The organism is Acidovorax sp. FJL06 (genome assembly GCF_003852545.1).
Taxonomy (GTDB): Bacteria; Pseudomonadota; Gammaproteobacteria; order Burkholderiales; family Burkholderiaceae_C; genus Acidovorax.
In genome coordinates, this window is sequence record NZ_QAJR01000023.1 from 1 (window position 1) to 26263 (window position 26263).

At 65.0% G+C, this 26263-nt stretch carries 23 protein-coding genes and 2 tRNA genes; 6 read left to right on the plus strand and 19 right to left on the minus strand.

Annotated elements, in window-relative coordinates; all coding sequences use genetic code 11:
• Positions 1 to 259 precede the first annotated feature (259 nt).
• The 3 genes from lpdA to aceE are packed head-to-tail and all read right to left on the minus strand — an operon-like array spanning position 260 to position 6522.
• Positions 260 to 2092 (minus strand): dihydrolipoyl dehydrogenase, encoded by a 1833-nt coding sequence (gene lpdA, locus DBV10_RS13700; protein WP_124514179.1) that lies wholly within the window; start codon positions 2090 to 2092, stop codon positions 260 to 262.
• Positions 2093 to 2111: 19 nt separating this feature from the next.
• On the minus strand, positions 2112 to 3770 hold the full coding sequence (gene aceF / locus DBV10_RS13705; protein ID WP_124514180.1) for a dihydrolipoyllysine-residue acetyltransferase: 1659 nt from the start codon (positions 3768 to 3770) through the stop codon (positions 2112 to 2114).
• A gap of 19 nt (positions 3771 to 3789) precedes the next feature.
• Positions 3790 to 6522, minus strand: a complete 2733-nt coding sequence (gene aceE / locus DBV10_RS13710; protein ID WP_124514181.1) for a pyruvate dehydrogenase (acetyl-transferring), homodimeric type — start codon at positions 6520 to 6522, stop codon at positions 3790 to 3792.
• Between the two features lie 168 nt (positions 6523 to 6690).
• On the opposite strand from aceE, the gene DBV10_RS13715 reads away from it, so the two are divergent.
• The 5 genes from DBV10_RS13715 to DBV10_RS13735 all read left to right on the plus strand — a co-directional run bounded on the left by DBV10_RS13715 (position 6691) and on the right by DBV10_RS13735 (position 13781).
• On the plus strand, positions 6691 to 9252 hold the full coding sequence (locus DBV10_RS13715; RefSeq protein ID WP_124514182.1) for a PAS domain S-box protein: 2562 nt from the start codon (positions 6691 to 6693) through the stop codon (positions 9250 to 9252).
• The gene (locus tag DBV10_RS13720) at positions 9249 to 9875 is read left to right on the plus strand and encodes a response regulator transcription factor (RefSeq protein ID WP_015013997.1); all 627 of its coding nucleotides are present in this window, start codon (positions 9249 to 9251) and stop codon (positions 9873 to 9875) included. Before DBV10_RS13715 ends, DBV10_RS13720 begins: the two co-directional genes overlap by 4 nt.
• Before the next feature lie 75 nt (positions 9876 to 9950).
• Positions 9951 to 10799: a bifunctional methylenetetrahydrofolate dehydrogenase/methenyltetrahydrofolate cyclohydrolase FolD gene (gene folD / locus DBV10_RS13725; protein WP_124514183.1), complete on the plus strand. Its 849-nt coding sequence runs from the start codon at positions 9951 to 9953 to the stop codon at positions 10797 to 10799.
• Between the two features lie 205 nt (positions 10800 to 11004).
• Positions 11005 to 13050 (plus strand): M3 family metallopeptidase, encoded by a 2046-nt coding sequence (locus DBV10_RS13730; RefSeq protein WP_124514184.1) that lies wholly within the window; start codon positions 11005 to 11007, stop codon positions 13048 to 13050.
• Positions 13051 to 13124: 74 nt separating this feature from the next.
• On the plus strand, positions 13125 to 13781 hold the full coding sequence (locus DBV10_RS13735; RefSeq protein WP_124514185.1) for a glutaredoxin family protein: 657 nt from the start codon (positions 13125 to 13127) through the stop codon (positions 13779 to 13781).
• 148 nt (positions 13782 to 13929) lie between these two features.
• Here DBV10_RS13735 and rpiA read toward each other — a convergent pair whose 3' ends face one another.
• Positions 13930 to 14625 carry a ribose-5-phosphate isomerase RpiA gene (rpiA, locus tag DBV10_RS13740; RefSeq protein WP_124514186.1) on the minus strand — a complete coding sequence of 232 codons (696 nt, stop codon included), beginning with the start codon at positions 14623 to 14625 and terminating at the stop codon, positions 13930 to 13932.
• 36 nt (positions 14626 to 14661) lie between these two features.
• Between rpiA and DBV10_RS13745 the strand changes: the two genes are divergently transcribed.
• The gene (locus tag DBV10_RS13745; RefSeq protein ID WP_124514187.1) at positions 14662 to 15714 is read left to right on the plus strand and encodes a quinone-dependent dihydroorotate dehydrogenase; all 1053 of its coding nucleotides are present in this window, start codon (positions 14662 to 14664) and stop codon (positions 15712 to 15714) included.
• 120 nt (positions 15715 to 15834) lie between these two features.
• Here the strand turns inward: DBV10_RS13745 and DBV10_RS13750 are convergent, their stop codons facing one another.
• The 15 genes from DBV10_RS13750 to iscR form a co-directional block, all read right to left on the minus strand.
• The gene (locus DBV10_RS13750; protein ID WP_233589917.1) at positions 15835 to 16179 is read right to left on the minus strand and encodes a hypothetical protein; all 345 of its coding nucleotides are present in this window, start codon (positions 16177 to 16179) and stop codon (positions 15835 to 15837) included.
• Positions 16176 to 16571, minus strand: coding sequence for a phage holin family protein (locus DBV10_RS13755; protein ID WP_124514188.1), 396 nt, complete (start codon positions 16569 to 16571; stop codon positions 16176 to 16178). Before DBV10_RS13755 ends, DBV10_RS13750 begins: the two co-directional genes overlap by 4 nt.
• Positions 16572 to 16583: 12 nt before the next feature.
• Positions 16584 to 16883 carry a DUF883 domain-containing protein gene (locus tag DBV10_RS13760; RefSeq protein WP_124514189.1) on the minus strand — a complete coding sequence of 100 codons (300 nt, stop codon included), beginning with the start codon at positions 16881 to 16883 and terminating at the stop codon, positions 16584 to 16586.
• 147 nt (positions 16884 to 17030) lie between these two features.
• Positions 17031 to 18128 carry an NAD(P)/FAD-dependent oxidoreductase gene (locus tag DBV10_RS13765; protein ID WP_124514190.1) on the minus strand — a complete coding sequence of 366 codons (1098 nt, stop codon included), beginning with the start codon at positions 18126 to 18128 and terminating at the stop codon, positions 17031 to 17033.
• A gap of 60 nt (positions 18129 to 18188) precedes the next feature.
• Positions 18189 to 19229 (minus strand): histone deacetylase family protein, encoded by a 1041-nt coding sequence (locus DBV10_RS13770; RefSeq protein ID WP_124514191.1) that lies wholly within the window; start codon positions 19227 to 19229, stop codon positions 18189 to 18191.
• A gap of 171 nt (positions 19230 to 19400) precedes the next feature.
• Positions 19401 to 19475: transfer RNA gene (locus DBV10_RS13775), tRNA-Val, on the minus strand.
• A 50-nt stretch (positions 19476 to 19525) separates the two neighbouring features.
• Positions 19526 to 19600 (minus strand) — tRNA-Val (locus tag DBV10_RS13780).
• Positions 19601 to 19638: 38 nt separating this feature from the next.
• Entirely contained in the window at positions 19639 to 20352 is a 714-nt protein-coding gene (gene dnaQ / locus DBV10_RS13785) for a DNA polymerase III subunit epsilon (protein ID WP_124514192.1), read from the minus strand.
• 86 nt (positions 20353 to 20438) lie between these two features.
• Entirely contained in the window at positions 20439 to 20777 is a 339-nt protein-coding gene (gene fdx, locus DBV10_RS13790) for an ISC system 2Fe-2S type ferredoxin (protein ID WP_124514193.1), read from the minus strand.
• A gap of 41 nt (positions 20778 to 20818) precedes the next feature.
• Positions 20819 to 22690 (minus strand): Fe-S protein assembly chaperone HscA, encoded by a 1872-nt coding sequence (gene hscA, locus DBV10_RS13795; protein WP_124514194.1) that lies wholly within the window; start codon positions 22688 to 22690, stop codon positions 20819 to 20821.
• 81 nt (positions 22691 to 22771) lie between these two features.
• Complete coding sequence (gene hscB / locus DBV10_RS13800; RefSeq protein ID WP_124514195.1) at positions 22772 to 23290, minus strand: Fe-S protein assembly co-chaperone HscB; 519 nt, start codon at positions 23288 to 23290, stop codon at positions 22772 to 22774.
• Between the two features lie 87 nt (positions 23291 to 23377).
• Positions 23378 to 23701 (minus strand): iron-sulfur cluster assembly protein IscA, encoded by a 324-nt coding sequence (gene iscA, locus DBV10_RS13805; RefSeq protein ID WP_063459049.1) that lies wholly within the window; start codon positions 23699 to 23701, stop codon positions 23378 to 23380.
• A gap of 15 nt (positions 23702 to 23716) precedes the next feature.
• On the minus strand, positions 23717 to 24121 hold the full coding sequence (iscU, locus tag DBV10_RS13810; protein ID WP_124514196.1) for a Fe-S cluster assembly scaffold IscU: 405 nt from the start codon (positions 24119 to 24121) through the stop codon (positions 23717 to 23719).
• A gap of 39 nt (positions 24122 to 24160) precedes the next feature.
• The gene (locus DBV10_RS13815; RefSeq protein WP_124514197.1) at positions 24161 to 25381 is read right to left on the minus strand and encodes an IscS subfamily cysteine desulfurase; all 1221 of its coding nucleotides are present in this window, start codon (positions 25379 to 25381) and stop codon (positions 24161 to 24163) included.
• Positions 25382 to 25490: 109 nt separating this feature from the next.
• Positions 25491 to 26027: a Fe-S cluster assembly transcriptional regulator IscR gene (gene iscR, locus DBV10_RS13820; RefSeq protein WP_015013980.1), complete on the minus strand. Its 537-nt coding sequence runs from the start codon at positions 26025 to 26027 to the stop codon at positions 25491 to 25493.
• Positions 26028 to 26263: the final 236 nt, after the last annotated feature.

Here is a 26263-nt window from a genome sequence, read left to right on the forward strand (position 1 = left end):
GCACTGGCGCTAACACCCTGGCATTACCTATTGATCCCAGATACTGCCATCCGACTCGGACGTAGCGTGGCGGCTTTGCACACGGAGTTCGAAAGGGAAATACCTACGAACCAAAATTTCTTGGCCCCAGTCACGCGCTAATCAAACACTAGTGTGGGTTAGTGCCGATTTGGCACACCCACCGAATACCAGACTGTCCGTTCAGTCAAAAAACCCGAACCGTCGCCGGTCCAGGTTTTTTGCATTGAACGTGAGTCAGTTACTTCTTACTGGGCGGCACATCCGTGCAGCTGCCATGCGCAATCTCCGCCGCCATGCCGATGCTTTCGCCCAGCGTGGGATGCGGGTGAATGGTCTTGCCGATGTCCACGGCGTCGGCGCCCATCTCGATGGCCAGCGCGATCTCGCCGATCATGTCGCCCGCATGCGTGCCGACCATGCCGCCGCCCAGGATCTTGCCGTGTCCATGGGCCTCGGGCGAGTCGTCGAACAGCAGCTTGGTCACGCCTTCGTCGCGGCCGTTGGCGATGGCTCGGCCGGAGGCCGTCCAGGGGAACAGGCCCTTCTTGACCTTGATGCCCTGGGCCTTGGCCTGGTCCTCGGTCAGGCCGACCCATGCCACTTCGGGGTCGGTGTAGGCCACGCTCGGGATCACGCGGGCGTTGAAGGCGGCGGCTGCCAGTTCCTTGTTGCCTTGCAGCTCCCCGGCGATCACTTCGGCGGCCACATGCGCCTCGTGCACCGCCTTGTGCGCCAGCATGGGCTGGCCCACGATGTCGCCGATGGCGAAGATGTGCGGCACGTTGGTGCGCATCTGGATATCGACGTTGATGAAGCCACGGTCCGTGACGGCCACGCCCGCCTTGTCGGCGGCGATCTTCTTGCCGTTGGGCGTGCGGCCCACAGCCTGCAGGACCAGGTCATAGACCTGGGGGGCGGGGGCGGTGCCGCCCTCTTCCGCGGCGGCAAACGTCACCTCAATGCCTTCGGGTGTGGCCTTGGCCCCCACCGTCTTGGTCTTGAGCATGATGTTGTCGAAGCGCTTGGCGTTCATCTTCTGCCAGATCTTGACGAGGTCGCGGTCGGCGCCCTGCATCAGGCCGTCCATCATCTCGACCACATCCAGCCGCGCGCCCAGCGTGCTGTACACCGTGCCCATTTCCAGGCCGATGATGCCGCCGCCCAAAATCAACATGCGCTTGGGGACTTCCTTGAGCGCCAGGGCGCCGGTGGAGTCGACCACGCGCGGGTCGTCGGGCATGAAGGGCAGGCGCACGGCCTGGCTGCCGGCGGCGATGATGGCTTTCTTGAAGGCGATGACCTTCTTGGTGCCCGTCTTCTCCTGCGCGGTGCCGGTGGTTTCTTCCACTTCCAGGTGGTTGGCTCCGACAAACGCACCGTAGCCGCGCACGGTGGTCACCTTGCGCATCTTGGCCATGGCGGCCAGGCCGCCGGTGAGCTTGCCGATGACCTTTTCCTTGTGGCCGCGCAGCTTGTCGATGTTGACGGCGGGCGCGCCAAAGTCCACGCCCAGGTCGGCCATGTGGCTGACCTCGTCCATCACGGCGGCCACGTGCAGCAGTGCCTTGGAGGGGATGCAGCCCACGTTCAGGCACACGCCGCCCAGGGTGGCGTAGCGCTCGACAATGACGACCTTGAGGCCCAGATCGGCCGCGCGGAAGGCAGCGCTGTAGCCGCCGGGGCCGCCGCCGAGCACGAGCACGTCGCACTCTAGATCGGCTGTGCCAGCAAAGCTGAATGCTACTGGATTCATAGCTGCTTGCGCTTGTTGAATGGGCGCTGGGGCCGGTTTTGGCGCAGATTCTGCAGCCACAGGGGGCGCAGCGGCTGCGCCCTGCACTTCCAGCGTGAGCACTACAGCGCCTTCAGCGATCTTGTCGCCCAGCTTCACTTTCAGCTCTTTCACAACCCCAGCGTGGCTGGACGGGATCTCCATGGAGGCCTTGTCGGACTCCACGGTGATCAGGCTTTGCTCGGCCTTGATGGTGTCGCCGGGTTGGACCAGCAGTTCGATGATGGCCACTTCGGCGAAGTCGCCGATGTCGGGCACCTTGATGTCGATGATTGCCATGGTGTGTCTTGCCCTTCCGTTACATCACGATGCGGCGGAAGTCCGCCAGCAGCGAGGCAAAGTACACGTTGAAGCGTGCGGCGGCGGCGCCGTCGATCACGCGGTGGTCCCAGCTCAGGGAGAGGGGCAGCACCAGGCGCGGTGCGAACTGCTTGCCGTCCCACTTGGGCTCCAGGCTGCTCTTGCACACGCCCATGATGGCGACTTCGGGGGCGTTGATGATGGGCGTGAAGTAACGCCCACCAATGCCACCCAGCGAGCTGATGGAGAAGCAGCCGCCAGTCATGTCGGCCGGGCCGAGCTTGCCGTCGCGCGCCTTCTTGGCCAGGTCGCCCATCTCTTGCGAGATCTGGACGATGCCCTTCTTGTCGGCGTCGCGGATGACCGGCACGACGAGGCCGTTGGGCGTGTCGGCCGCAAAGCCGATGTGGAAGTAGTTCTTCAGCACCAGCTGGTCGCCGTCGAGCGAGCTGTTGAACTCGGGGAACTTCTTGAGCGCAGCCACGGCGGCCTTGATCATGAAGGCGAGCATGGTGACCTTGACGCCACTCTTCTCGTTTTCCTTGTTGAACTGCACGCGGAAGGCTTCGAGGTCGGTGATGTCCGCGTCGTCGTGGTTGGTGACGTGCGGGATGACGACCCAGTTGCGGTGCAGGTTGGCGCCGCTTATCTTCTTGATGCGCGAGAGGTCCTTGCGCTCCACCGGGCCGAACTTGGTGAAGTCCACCTTGGGCCAGGGCAGCAGATCGAGGCCGACGCCGGAGCCACCGCCGCCTGCGGGTGCCTTGGCCGCCTGGGCCTTGGTCTGCACGGCGCCTGTCATCACCTGCTTGGTGAAGGCGGCCACGTCGTCCTGGGTGATGCGGCCCTTGGGGCCGGTCCCCTTGACTTCGTCGATGGGCACACCCAGTTCGCGGGCGAACTTGCGCACCGAAGGCGATGCATGGGGCAGGCCTGCGGTGGGGGTGCCGGGCTGGTGGGCGGGGACAGGCACCGAGGCCACGGCAGCAGCGGGTGCTGCGGCTGCGGCAGACACTGCTGGAGCGGATACGGCCACAGGGGCTGGTGCGGGTGCAGCGGCCACAGGCGCAGCAGCAGCGGTGGTGCCTTCCAGCACGGCGATCAGATCGCCGATGTTGACGGTGTCGCCAATCTTGACTTTGAGTTCCTTCAGCACGCCTGCGGCAGGCGATGGGATCTCCATCGATGCCTTGTCGGATTCGACAGTGAACAGCGACTGTTCGACCTTGATCGTGTCGCCGACCTTGACCAGCATCTCGATCACGGCCACGTCCTTGAAGTCGCCGATGTCGGGCACGCGCACTTCCACCGGGCCCGACGCAACAGGCGCCGCAGCGGGTGCTGGTGCCGCAGCCGCCACGGGCGCGGGAGCAGGAGCAGGAGCAGCCACGGCAGCCGGTGCTGCTGCAGCGCCTGCGTCAGCAGACTCCACCACGGCAATCACCGATCCCTGCTTGACCTTGTCGCCCAACGCAATCTTCAGCTCTTTGACCACACCTGCGTGGCTGGAGGGGATCTCCATCGATGCCTTGTCGGATTCGACCGTAATGAGCGACTGCTCGGCTTTCACGGTGTCGCCCACTTTGACCAGCAACTCGATCACGCCCACTTCGTCGAAGTCCCCGATGTCCGGGACTTGAATATTGACCAATGCCATTGTTCTGTCTCCGTTCGGTTTATGCGTAGAGCGGGTTGATCTTGTCCGCATTGATGCCGTACTTGGCGATCGCCTCGGCCACCTTGGTGGCGGGCAGCACGCCGTCTTCGCTCAACGCCTTGAGTGCGGCCACGACGATGTAGTGGCGGTTCACCTCGAAGTGCTCGCGCAGCTTGCTGCGGAAGTCGCTGCGGCCAAAACCGTCGGTGCCCAACACCTTGTAGTTGCGGCCCTTGGGGACGAAGGGGCGGATCTGCTCGGCATAGGCCTTCATGTAGTCGGTGGATGCGACCACGGGGCCGGTGCTGGTGGAGAGTTGCTGCGCCACGAAAGGCACGCGCGGCGCTTCCAGCGGGTGCAGCAGGTTCCAGCGGTCGGCGTCCTGGCCTTCGCGGGTGAGTTCGTTGAAGCTCGGGCAGCTCCACACATCGGCCTGCACGCCCCAGTCGGCGGCCAGCAGGGTTTGCGCAGCCAGCGACTCGCGCAGGATGGTGCCCGAACCCAGCAGTTGCACGCGCTTGTCGCTGGCATCGGAGGTGCCCTGCGGTGGCACGGCGCCGGGCTTGCACAGGTACATGCCCTTGATGATCTGCTCTTCCGTGCCCTCCACGAGGCCCGGCATGGGGTAGTTTTCGTTGAGCAGCGTGATGTAGTAGAAGACGTTTTCCTGCTGCTCAACCATGCGCTTCATGCCCCGGTGCATGATCACCGCGACTTCGTGGGCGAAGGTCGGGTCGTAACTCACGCAGTTGGGGATGGTGTTGGCCAGGATGTGGCTGTGGCCATCTTCGTGCTGCAGGCCTTCGCCGTTGAGCGTGGTGCGGCCCGAGGTGCCGCCCAGCAGGAAGCCACGCGCCTGCATGTCGCCCGCTGCCCAGGCCAGGTCGCCAATGCGCTGGAAGCCGAACATCGAGTAGTACACGTAGAACGGCACCATGATGCGGTTGTTGGTGCTGTAGCTGGTGGCGGCAGCGATCCAGCTGGCCATGCCACCGGCTTCGTTGATGCCCTCTTGCAGGATCTGGCCAGCCTTGTCTTCCTTGTAGTACATCACCTGGTCGCGGTCGACCGGGGTGTAGAGCTGGCCCTTGGGGTTGTAGATGCCGATCTGGCGGAACAGGCCTTCCATGCCGAAGGTGCGGGCCTCATCCACCAGGATGGGCACCACGCGCGGGCCCAGGGCCTGGTCGCGCAGCAGCTGGGTGATGAAGCGTACGTAGGCTTGTGTGGTGCTGATTTCGCGGCCCTCGGCCGTGGGCTCCAGGATCGCCTTGAAGGTGTCGATCGCGGGCACGGTGAAGCTCTCGTCGGCCTTCACGCGGCGGTGCGGCAGGTAGCCGCCCAGGGCCTGGCGGCGCTCGTGCAGGTAGCGCATTTCGGGCGTGTCGTCGGCCGGCTTGTAGTACGGAATGTCAGCCAGTTGGCTGTCCGGGATCGGGATGCTGAAGCGGTCGCGGATGTACTTGATGTCTTCGTCCGACAGCTTCTTGGTCTGGTGCACGGTGTTCTTGCCTTCACCGGCCTTGCCCATGCCATAGCCCTTGACGGTCTTGACCAGCAGCACGGTGGGCTGGTTCTTGTGCGCGTTGGCAGCGTGGAAGGCCGCGTACACCTTGGCGGGCTCGTGGCCACCACGGCGCAGCTCGAACACCTCTTCGTCGGTCATGTGCTCGACGAGCTTGAGCGTCTCGGGGTACTTGCCGAAGAAGTTCTTGCGCACAAAGGCGCCGTCGTTGGCCTTCATGGCCTGGTAGTCGCCGTCCAGGGTTTCCATCATCAGCTGCTTGAGCTTACCGGTCTTGTCGCGCGCCAGCAGCGCGTCCCAGCCATTGCCCCACAGCAGCTTGATGACGTTCCAGCCCGCGCCACGGAACTCGCCTTCGAGCTCCTGCACGATCTTGCCGTTGCCGCGCACCGGGCCGTCCAGGCGCTGCAGGTTGCAGTTGATGACGAAGACCAGGTTGTCGAGGTTCTCGCGCGCGGCCAGGCCGATAGCGCCCAGCGATTCCGGCTCGTCCATTTCGCCGTCGCCGCAGAACACCCAGACCTTGCGGTTAGCGGTGTCGGCAATGCCACGGGCATGCAAGTACTTGAGGAAGCGGGCCTGGTAGATGGCCATCAGCGGGCCCAGGCCCATCGAGACGGTGGGGAACTGCCAGAACTCGGGCATCAGCTTGGGGTGCGGGTAGCTGGACAGGCCCTTGCCGTCCACTTCCTGGCGGAAGCTGTCGAGCTGCTCTTCGGTCAGGCGGCCTTCGAGGTAGGCGCGGGCATAGATGCCGGGCGCGCTGTGGCCCTGGATGTAGAGCAGGTCACCGCCGTGGCCTTCGCTCTCGGCATGCCAAAAATGGTTGAAGCCGGCGCCGAACATGCTGGCCACCGAAGCGAACGAGCCGATGTGGCCGCCCAGGTCGCCGCCATCGGCCGGGTCCAGCCGGTTGGCACGCACCACCATGGCCATGGCGTTCCAGCGCATGTAGGCGCGCAGGCGCTTTTCAATCGCGATGTTGCCGGGGCAATGGGCTTCCTTGTCAGCCTCGATGGTGTTCACGTAGCCGGTGTTGGCCGAGAACGGCATGTCGATGCTGCTCTGGCGGGCGTGTTCGAGGAGTTGCTCCAGCAGGAAATGGGCACGCTCAGGGCCCTCCTTGTCGATCACGGCGGACAAAGCGTCCATCCATTCACGGGTTTCCTGTTGATCGGCGTCCGTGCCGATGCCGAAACCGGCCTGAGGGTCGGGCTGAGCTGACATGCTTTGTCTCCTGTAGATGTGGCAGCAAATTTAGTACGTTGGCTCTAGTTTCGCACATTTTTACAAAATTTCAAATGGTGCCCATGCATTTCACATTGCAATATTTTGCTGCATGCGCACATCCACAGGGCGGGGGTATACAAAGCGCAGCTCCCCTACACTTGCAGGATGGACTCGATGCCCCCTGCCCCCTCCCCCACGGCCGTGACCGTGGCTGCGCCGATACGCTGGTGGCGCAAGTGGTGGCGCGGTCTGTCGCCCACCCGCCAGGACCGCTTTGCCGCCCTGGCCCCCCTGGCGGCCGTGCTGATGTTTCTGGCGGCCATCGTGGCGGCCTTCTGGTACCTGCGCGCCGAAGAGGCCGAGCGCGAGCAGGAAGCCCTGCGGCGCGATGTGGAATACGCCCAGCAGCGCGTGCGCCTGCGCCTGCTAGAACGCCAGGAGCAGCTCATGCGCATTGCACGCGACCTGTCCAACCAGGACCTGGGCCGTGCTGAATTCGTGGTCCGCGCCGAGGCGCTGATCAGCCAGTACCCCGAGCTGCAGGCCATCACCTGGATCGACGACCGCCGCCGCATCCGCGCCAGCCATGCGGCCCCCACCCTGGCCAGCAGCGAGCTGCGCATTGCCGGCGAGGTGCTCAAACCCGGCGACACCGCCGACACCTATGGCCTGGCGCGCGACCTGCAGCAGCCCGTGTACGCGCAGCCCGCCGCCACCTCGGGCGATGCCACCCCGCTGCTGCAGCTGCAGGTGCCGCTCAACAACCAGGGCAAGTTCAGCGGCGTGGTGCTGGGCGAATACTCCATCGACAGCCTGCTGCGCTATGGCACCCCCACCGAGGTGCTGGCGCGCTACGCCGTGACGCTGCTGGACAGCAAGAGCCAGGTGCTGGCCGGCACGCCGCTGGGGCCGCGCAACAAGGCCACCCAGCTGCTGCCCTGGACACCCAAGGCCAACGAGTACGAGATCCCCGTCTCCCCGGTCGGCAACGGCCTGGTGTTGCGGGCGCAGGCCTACCGCACCTCCCTGGGGGTGGTGGGCAGCGGCCTGTTCTGGCTGGTGGGCACGCTCTCGGCCATGACGGCCTGGATGCTGATCGCCACCTGGCGCCACACCCGGCGCCGCATGCAGGCACAAGAGGCCCTGGTGGCCGAGACCAACTTCCGCCGCGCGATGGAGAACTCCATCCTGACCGGCATGCGCGCCTTGGACATGGAGGGCCGCATCAGCTACGTGAACGCCGCCTTCTGCCAGATGACGGGCTGGAGCGCCGAGGAACTGGTGGGCCTGAAAGCGCCCTTCCCCTACTGGCCCGAAGCCGACCACGAGACCCTGCAGGCCAAGCTGCGCGACGAACTGCGCGGCAACACCATGGCCGGCGGCTTCCAGGTGCGCGTCAAGCGCAAGAGCGGCACGCTGTTTGACGCCCGCCTGTATGTGTCGCCACTGATTGACGCCCATGGCCAGCAGACCGGCTGGATGACCTCGATGACCGACATCACCGAGCCCAACCGCATCCGCGAGCAGCTGTCGGCTTCGCACGAACGCTTCACCATCGTGCTGGAGTCGCTGGACGCCTCGGTGTCGGTGGCGCCGCTGGGCAGCGAGGAGCTGCTGTTCGCCAACAAGCTCTACCGCCAGTGGTTCGGCTCGCAGACCGGCGGGCACCTGCAACTGGTGGCGCAGGCGGGCGTCGTGCCCGTGGCCAGCAAGGACCAGGCCGTCATGGACGACGAGGACGGCCTGATGGGGCTGCCCACTGACACCCTGACCAGCGCCCGCACCGAAAACGCCGAGATCTACCTGCCCGACCTGGGAAAATGGCTGGAGGTGCGCTCGCGCTACCTCAACTGGGTGGACGGCCGCCTGGCACAGATGGTGATCGCCACCGACATCACGCCCCGCCGCCTGGCCGAAGAGCAGGCCGAGCGCCAGGCCGAGCGCGCCCAATCGGTGAGCCGCCTCATCACCATGGGCGAGATGGCATCGAGCGTGGCGCATGAGCTGAACCAGCCGCTCACCGCCATCAACAACTACTGCAGCGGCATGGTCTCGCGCATCCAGAGCGGCCAGCTGACCGAAGAGGCCTTGCTCACCGCCCTGCAGAAGACGGCCCACCAGGCCCAGCGCGCGGGCCAGATCATCCAGCGCATCCGCTCATTCGTGAAAAAGAGCGAGCCCAACCGGGCGCTGGCCGACGTGCACTCCATGGTGAATGAGGCCGTGGAACTGGCCGACATCGAACTGCGCCGCCACAACGTGCGCCTGACCCACTATGTGGCTGCCCGCCTGCCGCCCGTGATGGCCGACACCATCCTGATCGAGCAGGTGCTGGTCAACCTGATGAAGAACGGCGCCGAAGCCATCCAGCACGCCAACCGCCCCGCTGCCGGCCGCAGCGTGGAGCTGCGCGTGGTGCCCAAGCAAATCGAAGACCGGCAGGTGGTGGAGTTTTCGGTGCAGGACACCGGCAAGGGCCTGGCCCCCGAGGTGCTCGAACGCCTGTTCGAAGCCTTCTTCTCCACCAAGGCCGAAGGCATGGGCATGGGCCTCAATCTGTGCCGCAGCATCGTCGAGTCGCACCAGGGCCGGATGCAGGCGGAGAACCTCTACAATGGCCCGGAGGTCACAGGCTGCAGGTTCTCCTTCTGGCTGCCGCTCGCCAAGCCTGCTGATGGCACTACAAATTCTGTAGCAAACGTACAAAACCCAAGGACTGTTGCATGAGCTTGATCCCGAAAAAAGGCACTGTTTACGTCGTAGACGACGACGAAGCCGTCCGCGATTCCCTGCAGTGGCTGCTGGAAGGCAAGGACTACCGGGTACGTTGCTTTGATTCGGCCGAAACCTTTCTCTCACGCTACGACCCCCGCGAAGTCGCCTGCCTGATCGTGGACATCCGCATGGGTGGCATGACGGGCCTGGAACTGCAGGACCGCCTGATCGAGCGCAAGTCCCCCCTGCCCATCGTGTTCATCACCGGCCATGGCGACGTGCCCATGGCCGTGAACACCATGAAGAAGGGCGCGCTCGACTTCATCCAGAAGCCTTTTGACGAAGAAGAGCTGGTCGGCCTGGTCGAGCGCATGCTGGACCACGCCCGCGAGAGCTTCGCCGGCTACCAGCAGGCCGCCAGCCGTGATGCCCTGCTCTCCAAGCTCACCAGCCGCGAGGCCCAGGTGCTCGAACGCATCGTCGCCGGCCGCCTGAACAAGCAGATCGCCGACGACCTGGGCATCAGCATCAAGACCGTGGAGGCGCACCGCGCCAACATCATGGAAAAGCTCAACGCCAACACCGTGGCCGACCTGCTCAAGATCGCCCTGGGGCAGAACGCGCCCAAGGGCTGAGCGTTACTCATTTTTTGATAGCTGCTTGCGCTTATCCATCGCGCGGTAGCGGCATTTTTGATCTGTATTTCTGATATGACAGCCCAACTCATCGACGGCAACGCCCTTTCCCGCCAACTGCGCGCCGACGTGGCGCAGCGCGCTGCGGCCCTGAAAACCCGTGGCGTCACGCCCGGGCTGGCCGTGGTGCTGGTGGGCGACAACCCGGCCAGCCAGGTCTATGTGCGCAACAAGGTCAAGGCCTGCGAAGACAGCGGCCTGCACTCGGTGCTCGAAAAATACGACGCCGACATGACCGAGGCCGCACTGCTGGCCCGCGTGGACGCCCTCAACAACGACCCGGCCATCCACGGCATCCTGGTGCAGCTGCCCCTGCCCAAGCACATTGATGCGCAAAAGGTGATCGAAGCCATCTCGCCCGCCAAGGACGTGGACGGCTTCCACATCGCCAGCGCAGGTGCGCTGATGACCGGCATGCCCGGCTTCTGGCCCTGCACGCCCTACGGCTGCATGAAGATGCTGGAGAGCATTGGCTACAACCTCAAGGGCAAACACGCCGTGGTCATTGGCCGCAGCAACATCGTGGGCAAGCCCATGGCGCTGATGCTGCTGGGCCAGAACGCCACCGTCACCGTCTGCCACAGCGCCACCCAGGACCTGAAGGCCCAGACGCTGCAGGCCGACGTGATCGTGGCCGCCGTGGGCAAGCGCAATGTGCTGACCGCCGACATGGTCAAGCCCGGCGCCGTGGTGATCGACGTGGGCATGAACCGCAACGACGAAGGCAAGCTCTGCGGCGACGTAGACTTTGACGGCGTCAAGGAAGTGGCCGCCTGGATCACCCCCGTGCCTGGCGGGGTTGGCCCCATGACCATTACCATGCTGCTGGTCAACACCATCGAAGCCGCCGAGCGCACCGCCTGATATGGATATGCGTTCAGAAATATCAGTCCGTTCACGCTGAGCTTGCCTGTCCCGAGCTCGTCGAAGGGTCGAAGCGCCGCGTGAGGCTTCGACAGGCTCAGCCCGAACGGTTTTCATTGATCGAATGCAAATCCGTATGTGTACAGAGGTCTGCGTCGGCCGCTTGCAACTTGAACCCGCGCCACCTGGCGCCATCTAACTTCGCATGAGCAACGCCCTTCTCGACTTCTCCGACCTCCCCCTGTTCGACCGCATCACGCCGCCGGACGTCGCCCCGGCGATGGATGTGCTGCTGGAGCGGGCCAACCAGGCGCTGGAGACCGTCACCGCCCCGGACTTTCCGGCCCGCTGGGACGCCATTGCCAAGGTGCTGGACGTGGCCACCGAGGAGCTGGGCCGCGCCTGGGGCGCGGTGAGCCACCTCAACAGCGTGGCCGACACGCCCGAGTTGCGGGCCGCCTACAACGCGGCCCTGCCCCGTGTCACCGAGTTCTGGACCCGCCTGGGCGCCGACGAACGCCTGTATGCCAAGTACAAGGCCATTGACCCCGCCACGCTCACACCGGAACAGAACCAGGCCCACCGCAACGCCGTGCGTAACTTCGTGCTCAGCGGTGCCGAGCTGACCGGCGCCGCCAAAGAGCGTTTCGCGCAGATCCAGGAACGCCAGGCCGAGCTGAGCCAGAAGTTCAGCGAAAACGCGCTGGACGCGACCGACGCCTATGCCTACTACGCCACGGCCGAAGAGCTGGAAGGCATCCCTTCTGACGTGCAGCAGGCCGCCCTGGCCGCCGCGCAGGCCGAGGGCAAGGCGGGCTACAAGCTCACGCTCAAAATGCCCTGCTACCTGCCGGTCATGCAGTTTGCCGCCCAAAGCGACTTGCGCGCCAAGCTCTACCGCGCATATGTCACCCGCGCCTCCGACCAGGCCGAAGGCGACGCCCGCAAATTCGACAACTCCTCACTGATCGGCGAGATCTTGGCGCTGCGCCGCGAAGAGGCCCAGTTGCTGGGTTACGCCAACTTCGGCGAAGTCTCCGTGGTGCCCAAGATGGCGCAGTCGCCCGCCGAGGTCATCCGCTTCCTGCGCGACCTGGGCCGCCGTGCCCGCCCGTATGCAGAGAAAGACGTGGCCGACCTGCGCGCCTTTGCCGCCGAGCACCTGGGCCTTGCCGACCCACAGGCCTGGGACTGGCCCTACATCTCCGAAAAACTCAAGGAAGCCCGCTACGCCTTCAGCGAGCAGGAGCTCAAGGAATACTTCACCGCGCCCAAGGTGCTGGCGGGGCTGTTCAAGATCATCGAGACGCTGTTCGAGGTCTCCATCCGCCGCGACTCCGCACCTGTGTGGAACCCGGCGGTCGAGTTTTACCGCATCGAACGCAACGGCGCCCTGGTCGGCCAGTTCTACCTCGACCAGCCCGCCCGCACGGGCAAGCGCGGCGGTGCCTGGATGGACGACGTGCGCACCCGCTGGCAGCGCCCCGACACCGGTGCACTGCAGATGCCCGTGGCCCACCTGGTCTGCAACTTTGCCGATGGCGTGGATGGCAAGCCCCCGCTGCTGACGCACGACGATGTGATCACGCTGTTCCACGAATTCGGCCATGGCCTGCACCACATGCTCACGCAGGTGAACGAGCGCGATGTCTCCGGCATTGGTGGCGTGGAATGGGATGCGGTGGAGCTGCCCAGCCAGTTCATGGAGAACTTCTGCTGGGAATGGGACGTGCTCAAGCACATGACGGCCCATGTGGACACGGGTGAACCGCTGCCCCGCGCCTTGTTCGACAAGATGATTGCGGCCAAGAATTTCCAAAGCGGCATGGGCACGCTGCGCCAGATCGAGTTCGCGCTGTTCGATATGCTGCTGCACACCGAACACGACCCGGCGCAGGACTTCATGCCTCTGCTCCAGCAGGTACGTACCGAGGTGTCCGTGCTCGCGCCCCCGGCCTTCAGCCGCACCGCGCACACGTTCAGCCACATTTTTGCCGGGGGCTACGCGGCCGGGTACTACAGCTACAAATGGGCCGAGGTACTGAGCGCCGATGCCTATGCGGCGTTTGAAGAAACAGCGGGCAGCGATGGCCTACCCAGCACCGAGACCGGGCGCCGCTACCGCGAAGCGATCTTGGAAGCGGGCGGCAGCCGCCCAGCCATGGAATCCTTCAAGGCCTTCCGGGGCCGCGAGCCCAACCTGGACGCCCTGTTGCGCCACCAGGGCATGGCCGAGGAACTGGCCGCCTGAGCCCGGCCGCAGACACCGGGACGGACCCCACGCCCGCTCCCTGCCCACAACACACTGGAATAAGGAGAACAACCATGCAGAAACCCTTGTTTGCCCCCCTGTTGGCCTCGTTGCTGATGGCGCTGGCCGGCACCAGTGCCCAGGCGCAGGGGGTATACCGCGTCGTCGGACCAGACGGCAAGGTGACTTTCTCCGACCGCCCCCCCGCAGACGCACCCGCACAAGCGGCACGCAGCACCGGCACTGCGCCTGCGGCCGCCAGCGGCGCGGCCCTGCCCTATGAACTGCGGCAGATCGCCAACCGCTTTCCGGTCACGATCTACACAGGCAATGACTGCGCACCCTGCGTGAGTCTGCGCAATGCCCTCACATCGCGGGGCGTGCCCTTCACCGAGCGCACCGTATCCACCAGCGAGGATGCCGCTGCGCTGCAGCGCCTGAGCGGATCCACCAGCCTGCCCTTTGGCACCATTGGAGGCCAACAACTGGTGGGCTACTCTGATGCCGACTGGACGCAGTATCTGGATGCGGCGGGCTATCCCAAGCAGTCTCAGCTGCCAAGCAGCTACCGCCAGACCCCGGCCACCCCGCTGGTTGCGGTCAAGTCTGTGGACGTTGCACCCGCCGCCCCCGAGCAGCAACCCAAGGTCAACGCACCCACGCGCCCAACCCCTGTCGCCCCTCCCACCGACGGCCGCACCCCCAGCAACCCGGCGGGTATCCGTTTCTGACGGCTGAACCGGCATCCGGCGCCGTCCGGCGCGGGTTGCTCTGGGGAAAAAAAGACAAAGGGGTCCATGGGACCCCTTTGTCTTTCCGGCGCCGGAATGCGCGATGGCAGGCGGTACAAGCGCTGGGCGCGCTGCCCCCCCCACTGCGTTAGCTGACGTAGTCCAGCGTCTTGACCCCCTGGGCCGTCCCCAGCAGGCACACCGAGGCCTTCTGGTGCGCAAACACCCCCACCGTCACCACGCCCGGCCACTGGTTGATTTGCGACTCGAACGCCAGCGGGTCAGTGATCGACAGGCCCTTCACATCCAGGATGTGCTGCCCGTTGTCGGTGACCAGCGGTTGGCCGTCCTTGAGCCGCAGGCTGGCCTGGCCGCCCATGGCTTCAAAACGGCGTGCAATGTGGTTGGCCGCCATGGGAATCACCTCGACCGGCAAGGGAAACTGCCCCAGCGCCTGAACCAGCTTGGACTCGTCGGCGATGCAGACAAACCGCTCGGCCAGGGCCGCCACGATCTTCTCGCGCGTCAGCGCCGCGCCGCCGCCCTTGACCATATGGCCCTGGCCGTCGATCTCGTCGGCACCGTCGATGTAGACGGAGAGCGACGCCACTTCGTTGGCATCGAACACCGCAATGCCCAGCGCCTTCAGGCGCTCGGTGCTTGCCACGGAGCTGGACACAGCACCTTTGATCTGGTCTTTCATGCCCGCCAGCGCGTCGATGAACTTGTTGACCGTGGAGCCTGTGCCCACCCCCACAATCTCGCCAGGCACCACATACTGCAGTGCGGCTTGGCCAACCAGGGTCTTGAGTTCGTCTTGGGTCAGGGGAGTCATCGTCGTCATGGGAGAAAATCAGGGGTAATCCTGAATTATCCCCCCATGTCCCTGATCCCCTACGCCCTCACCCGCCCCTTTCTCTTCGGCATGGACGCCGAAGCCGCCCACGAACTCACCATGGACATGCTGGCACGCGGGCAACGCACGCCGCTGCAGTGGGCCTGGTGCAACGAAACGGTCCATGATCCCGTCACGCTGGCCGGCCTGACCTTCCCCAACCGGGTGGGCATGGCGGCGGGCCTGGACAAGAACGCACGCTGCATCGACGCGCTGGGCGCCATGGGCTTCGGCTTTGTGGAGGTGGGCACCGTCACCCCCAAGGCGCAGCCCGGCAACCCCAAGCCGCGCATGTTCCGCCTGCCCGAGGCCCGCGCGCTCATCAACCGCCTGGGCTTCAACAACGAAGGGCTGGACGCCTTTCTGCGCAACGTGCAGCAGGCGCGTTTTCGCACCCAGGCGCGCCGCCATCCCATGCTGCTGGGCCTGAACATCGGCAAGAACGCCACCACCCCCATCGAGAACGCCACCAGCGACTACCTCACCTGCCTGGAGGGCGTGTACCCGCATGCAGACTACGTGACGGTCAACATCAGCTCGCCCAACACGCAGAACCTGCGCGCGCTGCAAAGCGACGCAGCGCTGGACGCCCTGCTCTCCGCCATTGCCGAGCGCCGCGAGGCCCTGGCCACCCGGCATGCCAAGCGCGTGCCGGTGTTCGTGAAGATCGCCCCCGACCTGGATGAAGCCCAGGTTGCGGTGATTGCCGCCACGCTGCAGCGCCATGGCATGGACGGCGTGATTGCCACCAACACCACCATCAGCCGTGCCGCCGTGCAAGGCATGCGCCACGCAGAAGAAACCGGCGGACTCAGCGGTGCACCGGTGCTGGAGGCCAGCAACCAGGTCATCCGGCAACTGCGTGCCGCACTGGGCAGCCAATTCCCCATCATCGGCGTGGGCGGCGTCATGAGCGCCGAAGACGCAGTGAGCAAGGTCCGCGCGGGCGCGGATGTGGTGCAGATCTACACCGGCCTGATCTATGAAGGGCCTGCCCTGGTCGTCAAGGCGGCCAAGGCCATCAAGGCCATGGCCTGAAAAAAACCGGGCTTTGCGGCCCGTGCCCCTTGAAAAAAGGAGCCACTGTGGCCAGTGGCTCCTTTTTTTCATGGACTCATGGACAGGGCCCGCCGCTATGCGGCGGCCCCACCCCACGCTTCATCGCCGCAGGCGCAGCAGCATGGGCAAAAGCACCCCGGCCCAACGGATCAACCGGCGCGGCCCGGCCACCACGGCAGCCCCCGCCATGGCGGCCACGGCCCAAGGATGTTCACGCGCGAATCCTGCGGCGCGCCATGCCAGTGACTCCTCCACCCCACCTGCGGCAGCGCGGTTGCTCTCGGCCAAGGCCAGCGCCTGGGCCCTTGCCACGCGGCGTGCGCGCAGGCGCTCACGCTGCAGGGCGATGCGGTCCAGAATGCGCTGCTGCTCCGCCGTGGGCACCGGCAGCACGGGGCGCTCGGAAGAGGCCGGCAGGGAAGGATGGGTAGGCGATTTGCTCACAGGCGCTCCTTGATGTCGCGCCAGTCCTGGGCCAATTCATGGCGCGTGAGGGCAAAGCCATTGCCCGCACGCTGCGCCACGGACACCAGGGCTGCCAAGGCGCCGACCCACCCCAGGCCCCACAGTCCAGCAACCAGCCAGGCCACCAGCACGCGTTGCGGCGAATCCCAGAACTGCACCAGCACCGCCAGCGACAGCATGATCAACGCCACCACCGTGAGCCCGCCGACCACGATGGTCAGCACCAGCAATTGCTGAAGCCGCTGCTTGAGGTCGGCCCATTCCAGGCGGGCTAGGTCCATGCGGTCCTCGGCGGCGATGGCCCCCTCGATCACATGGGCCTGCCAGCGCGCGAACAAGCCTTCCAGGCCCAGAAGCGAAAGCCAGTTCATGCAGGGCAGCGCTCAGCGGCGCGCCAGCAGAAACCCGACCAGGGCCCCCACGGCCAACGCGGCACCCGCCACGCGCCAGGGTTCGTCGTGGGCATAGCGATCGGCCGCCAGCGCTGCGTCCTTGGCCTGGCGGGCCGCATCCTGTGCGGCGCGCACGGCGGACTCACGCACGTTGTGCATGCCATCGTCCAGGCGCTGGCGCAGCAGCCTGATCTCTGGAACCGTGTCCAGGTCCTTGTTGGCCAGCAGGCCGCGCAGGTCGGAAACCAGTTTTTCCAGTTCGCCTTGGGTGGTGGTGTCGGAAGCAGTCATACAAGCAGCCTTTCGTTCAATCAACAAGCGGTTTGGAAAACCCCAGAGCGGGGACCTCGGTTCATCTTAGCCACCCACCCAGAGACCCCTCGCAGGACGGGGGCGCAAGAGGTTACCGATTGCAACAGACTTGCCCCACATCAAAGATCAGACCAATGCAGCCACATGCTCGGCAATGGCCAGGGCGCTTGTCAGGCCCGGCGACTCGATGCCGAACAGGTTCACCAGCCCGGGGACGCCATGGGCCTTGGGGCCCTGGATGACGAAGTCTGCTGCCGGCGCACCCGCATCGTGGATCTTGGGGCGGATGCCGGCATACCCGGGGGCCAGTGCGCCGTCTTGCAGGCCGGGCCAGTATTTGCGCACCTCGGCATAAAAGGCCTCGCCCCGCGCAGGATCCACCAGCAGGTCATCGGCCGATGCCACCCATTGCACATCCGGCCCGAACTTGGCCTGCCCGCCCAGGTCGAGCGTGAGGTGCACCCCGAGCCCTGCGGCCTCGGGCACCGGGTAGATCAGGCGGCTGAACGGGGCCTTGCCGGTCAGCGTGAAATAGCTGCCCTTGGCAAAGTGGGCCGTAGGGACATGGGCCGGGTCCAGCCCCGCAAAGCGGGCGGCCAAGGCCGGTGCGTGCAGGCCGGCCGCGTTCACGACGGTACGGGCCTGCAGGCGCGTGCCATCAGATGCTTCCAAATAGATAGCCCCTTGCGCGCACTGGGCGCGCGCAAGGGGCGAATTCAATGCAACCAGCCCACCCGCATGCTCCAGGTCGCCCTGCAGTGCCAGCATGAACGCATGGCTGTCCACAATGCCCGTGCTGGGCGAATGCAAGGCGCCCACACATTCCAGCGCAGGCTCCAACGCCTGGGCCTCGTTCCGGCTGAGCCACTGCAGGTCCAGCACGCCATTGGCCTGTGCACGCGCCTGGATCGACTCCACGCTGGCCAGCTGCGCGGCCGATGTGGCCACCAGCAGCTTGCCGCAGCGCCGGTGCGGCACCCCACGCTCAGTGCAATAGGCATACAGCAGCGCCTTGCCCTGCACACACAACCGCGCCTTGAGCGAGCCGGTGGGGTAGTACAGCCCGGCATGGATCACCTCGCTGTTGCGCGAGCTGGTGCCGGTGCCGATGGCATCGGCCGCCTCCAGCACCAGCACCTCGCGCCCCTGCAACGCCAGCGCACGGGCCACGGCCAAGCCCACCACGCCAGCACCCACCACCACGCAATCCACCATCTCGGTCATTCATGCATCCATTTCAAAACGGACTTCCCCTTCAGATACTGCGCACCCACGGAGCTGGTCTTAAACCTGCTCAAAACCATCCAGCACATTGACCGCATTGGTCCCCAGCTCGGCCGCGGCATACCCGCCCTCCAGCACAAACACCGTGGGCAGCCCCAGCCGGGCCAGGCGTTCGCCCAGGCGGGTGAAGTCGGCCGACGCGAGGGCAAAGCGGGAAATGGGGTCGCCCTCGAAGGCATCGAGGCCCAGCGAGATCACCAGCGCATCGGCCTGGTAGCCCGCAATGCGGCTGCAGGCCTGCTCCAGGGCCGCAAACCAGGTGGCAGCGCTGGTGCCCGCTGGCAGGGGCAAATTCAGGTTGTAGCCAGCCCCCGGCCCTTCGCCCACTTCATCCACATGGCCCAGGTAGAACGGGTATTCGGTGCGGGGGTCGCCATGGAGGCTGATGAACAGCACATCGTCCCGGTGGTAGAAGATGCTCTGGGTGCCATTGCCGTGGTGGTAGTCCACATCCAGCAAGGCCACGCGCCGGGCGCCCTGGTTGCGCAGCGCCTGCGCAGCCACGGCGGCGTTGTTCAAGAAGCAATAGCCGCCCATGAAGTCGGGCCCCGCATGGTGGCCGGGCGGGCGTGTGCAGCAAAACGCTGCGCGCGCCCCTTGCGCTACGCGCGCTGCCGCGCTCACCGCGGCATCGGCCCCGGCCTTGGCGGCCGCCCAGGTGCCTGCGGCCATGGGCGTGCCGTTGTCCATGGAATACAGCCCCAGGCGCGCCACGAAGTTGTCGGGCTCCACATCGCTGCGCAGCGTGCGCACCGGCCAGACCGAGGGAAACGGCTGAACCGTTGCATTGGCAACAGGGTCGAGCGCCAGCCATTGCTGCCAGGCCGTCTGCAAAAAGGCCAGGTACCGCGGTGCGTGCACCTGTGCCAGCACCGGGCTGCTGTCCACATCCGGGGCCACCATGCCATGGCCGCGCGCGCGCAGCGCCTCTTCCACATAGTCCACCCGCGCGGGTTTCTCGAAACAGGGCACCCGCTCGCCCCGGAAGAATTCATGGACAGGGGCATGCCCCTGGTGCAGGGGATTGTGGAAAGTGATCATGGGTACAACGCCAGCAAGCGGTGGGAGAAAGGCACAGCGGGCATGCGCCGCCGCAGGAAACCAAGCCCAACACTGTAGCGGCTTGGCAAGGCGCCGCAGCCCAACCTTGCCAACATCCACGCGGCCAAGAAAAAACCCCTGCAGACCAGAAGTCTGCAGGGGTTTTCAAATTGGTGGGTGATACATGGATCGAACATGTGACCCCTGCCGTGTGAAGGCAGTGCTCTACCGCTGAGCTAATCACCCGTCGCGCACACCTTGAAACAAGGTACTGCACGAAAGTCTGTCAAAAAGCGTGGTGGGTGATACATGGATCGAACATGTGACCCCTGCCGTGTGAAGGCAGTGCTCTACCGCTGAGCTAATCACCCGTGTCGCTGTGACAAGCCTTAGATTATGGCACAGCTTTTCAGGCTTCCTGGGAAGTTCGCCAAATTGTTTTGCCTCCGCTGGCTTTGTCGATCTGTGTGAGCACCTCGCCGTGCGCGACCAGTTCCTGCTCGCTGGCGCTGAGCACAGGCAGCACCAGGCCGCTCAGATCAATGGCCGCCACCTTCACGCCATCGGCACCGTCTTGCGCGTCATCGGCCATGAGCAACGCATCCTGCCCGCGCGTGAGGTTGATGTACACATCGGCCAGCAGCTCGGCATCCAGCAAGGCGCCGTGCAGGGTTCGGCCGGAGTTGTCCACGCCCAGGCGATCGCACAGCGCATCGAGCGAATTGCGCTTGCCGGGGTACATCTCCTTGGCCATGGCCAGCGTGTCGGTCACGCTCTCCACATAGGTGCGGAATGCGGGGCGCCCCGTCAACTCCAGCTCCTTGTTGAGGAAGCCCACGTCGAACGCGGCGTTATGGATGATGATCTCGGCGCCCTGCAGGTACTGCACGATCTCGTCCACCACCTCGGCAAACTTGGGCTTGTCCTTCAGGAACTCGTTGCTGATGCCGTGCACCTTCAGCGCGTCTTCGTGGCTGTCGCGGCCCGGGTTGAAGTACAGGTGCAGGTTGTTGCCGGTGAGCTTGCGATTGAGCAGCTCCACGCAACCCAGTTCAATGATGCGGTCCCCGTTGTCGGCCGAGAGGCCCGTGGTTTCCGTGTCGAGAACGATCTGGCGGGTCATACGTGCCCCCAGGCTCGGCACTTCGTGTCCTCGCTGCCCCCCAAGGGGGCGCGAGCTTGCTTGGGGCGGCCCGGCGTTGCGCTCATCTAGTGGTTCTCCTTGGCGTGGTTGATCGTGTACTTGGGGATTTCCACGGTCACATCGGTCTGCGCCAGGATGGCCTGGCACGACAGGCGCGACTGTGGCTCCAGGCCCCAGGCGCGGTCCAGCAGGTCTTCTTCTTCTTCCTCGGCCTCGTTGAGCGAGTTCAGCCCCTGGCGCACGATCACGTGGCAGGTGGTGCAGGCGCAGCTCATGTCGCAGGCGTGCTCGATGTTGATGTGGTTTTCGAGCAGCGCCTCGCAGATCGACGTGCCCGCAGGGGCCGTGATTTCGGTGCCTGCGGGGCAGTATTCAGGGTGGGGAAGGATCTTGATGACGGGCATGGGGTGGTCTTTTTCTTTTCGGAGAGATGCGTATAGCGCGCTCAGAGGGCCTGCACGTTCTTGCCGGCCAGCGCTTGCTGGATGCCCCGGTTCATGCGCTGGGCCGCAAAGGCTTCGGTGCCCTTGGCCAGGGCATCGGTGGCGGCTTCGATGACGGCAGCATCGTCGGCATCGCGCTGGTGGCGCAGGGCCACCATCAGGGCATCGATGGCGGCGCGCTCCTGTGCGCTCAGCACATCGCCATCGGCGTCGAGCGCGCTCTGGGTGGCGATCAGCATGCGGTCCGCGTCCACGCGGGCCTCGACCACGGCGCGGGCCTTCATGTCCTGCGCGGCCGTGGCAAAGCCTTCCTGCAGCATGCGTGCGATCTGCTCATCCGAGAGGCCATACGACGGCTTCACATCGACGCGCGCCTCTACGCCACTGCCCTGCTCCTTCGCACTCACGCTCAGCAGGCCATCGGCATCGACGGTGAAGGTCACACGGATGCGCGCGGCCCCCGCGGCCATGGGAGGGATACCGCGCAGCTCAAAGCGCACCAGGCTGCGGCAGTCCTGCACCAGGTCACGCTCGCCCTGCACAACATGGATCGCAAGCGCCGTCTGGCCGTCCTTGTAGGTGGTGAAATCCTGCGCCTTGGCGGTGGGGATGGTCTCGTTGCGCGCCACGATGCGCTCCACCAGCCCACCCATGGTTTCGATGCCCAGCGACAGCGGAATCACATCCAGCAGCAGCAGGTCGCCCGCCGTGTTGTTGCCCGCGAGCTGGTTGGCCTGGATGGCAGCGCCCAGCGCCACTACCTCATCGGGGTTGAGGTTGGTCAGGGGCGCCTTGCCAAAGAAATCGGCCACCGCGCGCTGCACCTGTGGCATGCGGGTGGAGCCGCCCACCATCACCACGCCCTGCACCTCGTCGCGCGCCAGATGGGCATCGCGCAGCGCGCGGCGCACGGCGGCCATGGAGCGGGCCGTCAGCTCAGCGGTCACGGCTTCGAAGTCTGTCCGCTTGACATCAAAACGGGCCTCAGCGCCTGACAGCATTGCGCTAAAAGCTACTGAATCAATAGCAGTCAACGCCTCCTTGCAGGCGCGTGCTGCGATGCGCACGGCCGACTTGTCGGCGGCACTCACCGCCTGCAACCCCAATTGCTGCAGCACCCAGTCGGCCAGAGCTGCGTCGTAGTCATCGCCCCCCAGGGCCGAATCGCCGCCGGTGGCGATCACCTCGAACACACCCTGCGTGAGGCGCAGGATGGAGATGTCGAAGGTGCCCCCGCCCAGGTCGTACACGGCATAGACACCTTCGCTGGCGTTGTCCAGGCCATAGGCAATGGCCGCCGCCGTGGGCTCGTTGATGAGGCGCAGCAGGTGGATGCCCGCGAGCTTGGCGGCATCCTTGGTGGCCTGGCGCTGGGCATCGTCGAAGTAGGCGGGCACGGTGATCACCGCGCCATACAGATCGTCGTTGAAGGTGTCCTCAGCCCGGTAGCGCAGCGTGGCCAGGATCTCGGCGCTGACTTCGACGGGCGACTTGTTGCCGCCCACCGTCGCGAGACTGACCATGCCCCCTGCATCTGCGTCGCAGGCAGGAACAAAGTCGTAGGGCAGCTTGCCGGCCTCTGCCACATCTTTCAGGCCCCGTCCCATGAAACGCTTGGCCGAGGCAATGGTGTTGCGCGCGTCCTGGGCCTGTGCGGCCACGGCGTCGAATCCGATCTGGCGCCCGCCGTTTTCGAGGTAGCGCACCACCGAAGGCAGCAGCACCCTGCCCTGCGCATCGGGCAGGCATTCGGACACGCCATTGCGCACGGCGGCCACTAACGAGTGGGTGGTGCCCAGGTCGATGCCCACGGCGATGCGCCGCTGGTGCGGGTCGGGGGATTGGCCGGGTTCGGAAATCTGCAGAAGCGCCATGAAATTTCGTGTCTCAACGTGGCGGGGCACACCCTCACATCAGCAAGCGATAGGAGGCCCCAGAAGGAAAGCAAAACCGCTCTATTGTCCCAGTTGCTCTCGGCGACGTTCAATGTCGTCGGCAAATCGCGCAATGAACATGAGGGCTCTCACCTGGCGGGCTGCGCCCGCGTAGTCCTGCTGCTGGTCGATGAATTGCTCGCACTGCGCCAGCGCGGCGCGGCGGGCCTGGGCGACACCATCGTCCAGCGCATCGAGTTCGCCCTCGGCGCGGGCATCTTCCAGCGCCTCGCGCCACTCCATCTGCTGCATCAAAAATGCAGCGGGCATGGCCGTGTTGTCCTCGGCGCGGATGGGGGCACCGTGCAGCTCGCACAGGTAGGCCGCGCGGCGCATGGGGTCTTTCAGGCGCTGGTAGGCCTCGTTGATGCGCACCGACCACTGCATGGCCACGCGCTGCGCGGCCGCACCCTGCGCCGCAAACTTGTCAGGGTGGGCTTCGCGCTGCAGCTCTTTCCAGCGCGCGTCGATGGCGCTGCGCTCCTGCGCAAAACGGCGAGCCAGGCCAAAAAGTTCAAAGTCGTCAGATTGCAGGTTCATGCGCGGGGCAACGGGGGAGAAACATCCAAGAAAAAACCGCCAGCACGCAGCGCGATGGCGGTTTGACGGCGCGAGGGCGGCAGGCGCTCAGACGCGAAAGCTCTCCCCACAACCGCAGCGGTCACGCTCGTTGGGGTTGTTGAACTTGAAGCCTTCGTTCAGGCCTTCGCGCACGAAGTCCAGCTCGGTGCCATCAATGTAGGCCAGGCTTTTGGGATCGATCAGCACCTTGACGCCGTGGTTTTCAAACACGATGTCTTCGGGCTCGCTGTCATCCACATATTCGAGCTTGTAGGCAAGCCCCGAGCAGCCGGTCGTCTTGACTCCCAGGCGCACGCCCAGGCCCTTGCCTCGGCGGGCAAGGTAGCGGTTGACGTGCCGTGCAGCGGCTTCTGTCAGCGTGATGGCCATATCGCTCTCGGTCGCTCAGGCAGCGGCAGTTGCAGTGGCTGCGTGCTTGGTCTTGTAGTCGAGCACGGCCGCCTTGATGGCGTCTTCGGCCAGGATGGAGCAGTGGATCTTGACGGGCGGCAGGGCCAGCTCTTCGGCGATCTCGCTGTTCTTGAGGGCCGCCGCTTCGTCCAGGGTTTTGCCCTTGACCCACTCGGTCACGAGCGACGACGAGGCGATGGCCGAACCACAGCCGTAGGTCTTGAAGCGCGCGTCTTCGATCACGCCCGTGGTGGGGTTCACCTTGATCTGCAGCTTCATCACGTCACCACAGGCCGGTGCGCCCACCATGCCGGTGCCCACCGAATCGTCACCCTTGTCGAACGAACCCACGTTGCGGGGGTTTTCGTAATGGTCAACCACTTTGTCTGAGTAAGCCATGATGTGTACCTCTTCAATGCTTCAAAAATCTTCCGGGATTCAGTGCGCAGCCCACTGAATGGTGCTGATGTCGATGCCGTCCTGGTACATCTCCCACAAAGGGCTCAGCTCGCGCAGGCGGGCCACGTTCTCGCGGATGGTGGCAATGGCGTAGTCGATCTCTTCCTCGGTCGTGAAACGGCCGATGGTCATGCGCAGGCTGCTGTGGGCCAGCTCATCGCTGCGGCCCAGGGCGCGCAGCACATAGCTGGGCTCCAGGCTGGCCGAGGTGCAAGCCGAACCCGACGACACCGCCAGGCCCTTGATCCCCATGATGAGCGATTCGCCTTCGACGAAGTTGAAGCTCATGTTCAGGTTCTGCGGCACGCGGCGCTCCATGCTGCCGTTGATGAACACCTGCTCGATGTCCTTCAGGCCGTCGAGCAGGCGCTGCTGCAGCGCGTGGGCCTTGGCGTTGGACTCGGCCATTTCTTCCTTGGCGATGCGGAAAGCCTCGCCCATGCCCACGATCTGGTGCGTGGGCAAGGTGCCCGAACGCATGCCGCGCTCGTGGCCGCCGCCGTGCATCTGCGCCTCCAGGCGCACGCGGGGCTTGCGGCGCACATACAGGGCGCCGACGCCCTTGGGGCCATAGGTTTTGTGGGCCGTCATGCTCATCAGATCGACAGGCAAGGTGGCCATGTCGATGGCGACCCGGCCCGTGGCCTGCGCCGCATCCACATGCAGCAAGATGCCCTTTTCGCGGCACAGCGCGCCGATGGCGGGAATGTCTTGAATGACGCCAATTTCGTTGTTCACGAACAGGATGCTGATCAGCACGGTATCGGGGCGAATGGCGGCCTTGAGCGCATCCATGTTGACCAGCCCGTCTTCCTGCACGTCGAGGTAGGTGGCGTCAAAGCCCTGGCGCTCCAGCTCGCGCACGGTGTCCAGCACGGCCTTGTGCTCGGTCTTGAGCGTGATGAGGTGCTTGCCCTTGCCCTTGTAGAACTGGGCCGCGCCTTTCAGCGCCAGGTTGATCGACTCGGTGGCGCCGCTGGTCCATACGATCTCGCGGGGGTCTGCACCAATCAGCTCTGCCACCTGCACGCGGGCCTTTTCCACGGCCTCCTCGGCCTCCCAACCCCAGGCATGGCTGCGCGATGCCGCGTTGCCGAAATGCTCACGCAGCCAGGGGATCATGGCATCCACCACGCGGGGGTCCACAGGAGTGGTGGCGCCGTAGTCGAGATAGATGGGGAAGTGCGGGGTCATGTCCATGGCTGGCTCAGTAAAGGTTTCTGGCTGGCAGATTTACGAAAAAAGTCAGTGCTCAAAAAACGCGTTCAGGGCGGTGCCGACCCCAGGGCCGGTACCGACGCCCTCAGCGTCAGGATTTTGCGAAAACGTTGCCCAGGGCGAACACCGAGTTGGGGGCGTTCACGCGGATGGGCTTGACCACGGGCGTCGTGGAAATCGCACGGCGCACCACGGGCTTGTCTTCGATTTGCACGCCCTTGGCGAGTTGCTCGTCCACGAGTTTCTGCAGAGTCACGGAGTCGAGGAACTCCACCATGCGCTGGTTGAGCGAGGCCCACAGTTCGTGCGTCATGCAGCGGCCGGCTTCACCCAGGCAGTTTTCCTTGCCACCGCATTGCGTGGCGTCAATGGGCTCATCCACCGACACGATGATGTCGGCCACCGTGATGTCACCCGCCTTGCGGGCCAGGGTGTAACCGCCCCCGGGGCCACGGGTGGATTCCACCAGTTCATGGCGGCGCAGCTTGCCAAAAAGCTGTTCGAGGTAGGACAGCGAAATCTGCTGGCGCTGGCTGATCGCAGCCAAGGTGACGGGGCCATTGTTCTGACGCAGGGCCAGGTCGATCATGGCAGTGACCGCAAAACGGCCTTTGGTGGTGAGACGCATTGCAAGCTCCTTGTGCTGAGGCTCGTTCGTTAAAGAAACTGCCTGCACTGGCTAGTGGCCAGCACGGGCACCGTCTCCGCCCCTTACTCCACCCAGCACCAGGCTGCGCGGAGCCCTTCATCGTTGGGCTTTGTTCTTGAGTGTTTTGTGTGAGTATAACACAAATCCCTATCGAATTTGTCGGGATAAAAAACCAACAAGTCGCAATTTAGCCTTTATTGTATTTTTCGGGGAAT

What these genes read in the sequence shown, in the direction of transcription:
- DBV10_RS13760 (WP_124514189.1), bottom strand. Translation starts at nt 16,883, where the DNA reads ATGACTGCTTCCGACACCACCACCCAAGGCGAACTGGAAAAACTGGTT.
- DBV10_RS13715 (WP_124514182.1), top strand. Translation starts at nt 6,691, where the DNA reads ATGGACTCGATGCCCCCTGCCCCCTCCCCCACGGCCGTGACCGTGGCT.
- iscR (WP_015013980.1), bottom strand. Translation starts at nt 26,027, where the DNA reads ATGCGTCTCACCACCAAAGGCCGTTTTGCGGTCACTGCCATGATCGAC.
- DBV10_RS13745 (WP_124514187.1), top strand. Translation starts at nt 14,662, where the DNA reads ATGTCCCTGATCCCCTACGCCCTCACCCGCCCCTTTCTCTTCGGCATG.
- iscA (WP_063459049.1), bottom strand. Translation starts at nt 23,701, where the DNA reads ATGGCCATCACGCTGACAGAAGCCGCTGCACGGCACGTCAACCGCTAC.
- dnaQ (WP_124514192.1), bottom strand. Translation starts at nt 20,352, where the DNA reads ATGACCCGCCAGATCGTTCTCGACACGGAAACCACGGGCCTCTCGGCC.
- hscA (WP_124514194.1), bottom strand. Translation starts at nt 22,690, where the DNA reads ATGGCGCTTCTGCAGATTTCCGAACCCGGCCAATCCCCCGACCCGCAC.
- DBV10_RS13730 (WP_124514184.1), top strand. Translation starts at nt 11,005, where the DNA reads ATGAGCAACGCCCTTCTCGACTTCTCCGACCTCCCCCTGTTCGACCGC.
- aceF (WP_124514180.1), bottom strand. Translation starts at nt 3,770, where the DNA reads ATGGCATTGGTCAATATTCAAGTCCCGGACATCGGGGACTTCGACGAA.
- DBV10_RS13815 (WP_124514197.1), bottom strand. Translation starts at nt 25,381, where the DNA reads ATGGACATGACCCCGCACTTCCCCATCTATCTCGACTACGGCGCCACC.
- aceE (WP_124514181.1), bottom strand. Translation starts at nt 6,522, where the DNA reads ATGTCAGCTCAGCCCGACCCTCAGGCCGGTTTCGGCATCGGCACGGAC.
- iscU (WP_124514196.1), bottom strand. Translation starts at nt 24,121, where the DNA reads ATGGCTTACTCAGACAAAGTGGTTGACCATTACGAAAACCCCCGCAAC.
- DBV10_RS13720 (WP_015013997.1), top strand. Translation starts at nt 9,249, where the DNA reads ATGAGCTTGATCCCGAAAAAAGGCACTGTTTACGTCGTAGACGACGAC.
- DBV10_RS13770 (WP_124514191.1), bottom strand. Translation starts at nt 19,229, where the DNA reads ATGATCACTTTCCACAATCCCCTGCACCAGGGGCATGCCCCTGTCCAT.
- folD (WP_124514183.1), top strand. Translation starts at nt 9,951, where the DNA reads ATGACAGCCCAACTCATCGACGGCAACGCCCTTTCCCGCCAACTGCGC.
- hscB (WP_124514195.1), bottom strand. Translation starts at nt 23,290, where the DNA reads ATGAACCTGCAATCTGACGACTTTGAACTTTTTGGCCTGGCTCGCCGT.
- fdx (WP_124514193.1), bottom strand. Translation starts at nt 20,777, where the DNA reads ATGCCCGTCATCAAGATCCTTCCCCACCCTGAATACTGCCCCGCAGGC.
- lpdA (WP_124514179.1), bottom strand. Translation starts at nt 2,092, where the DNA reads ATGGCAATCATCGACATCAAGGTGCCCGACATCGGCGACTTCGCCGAA.
- DBV10_RS13765 (WP_124514190.1), bottom strand. Translation starts at nt 18,128, where the DNA reads ATGACCGAGATGGTGGATTGCGTGGTGGTGGGTGCTGGCGTGGTGGGC.
- DBV10_RS13755 (WP_124514188.1), bottom strand. Translation starts at nt 16,571, where the DNA reads ATGAACTGGCTTTCGCTTCTGGGCCTGGAAGGCTTGTTCGCGCGCTGG.
- DBV10_RS13735 (WP_124514185.1), top strand. Translation starts at nt 13,125, where the DNA reads ATGCAGAAACCCTTGTTTGCCCCCCTGTTGGCCTCGTTGCTGATGGCG.
- rpiA (WP_124514186.1), bottom strand. Translation starts at nt 14,625, where the DNA reads ATGACGACGATGACTCCCCTGACCCAAGACGAACTCAAGACCCTGGTT.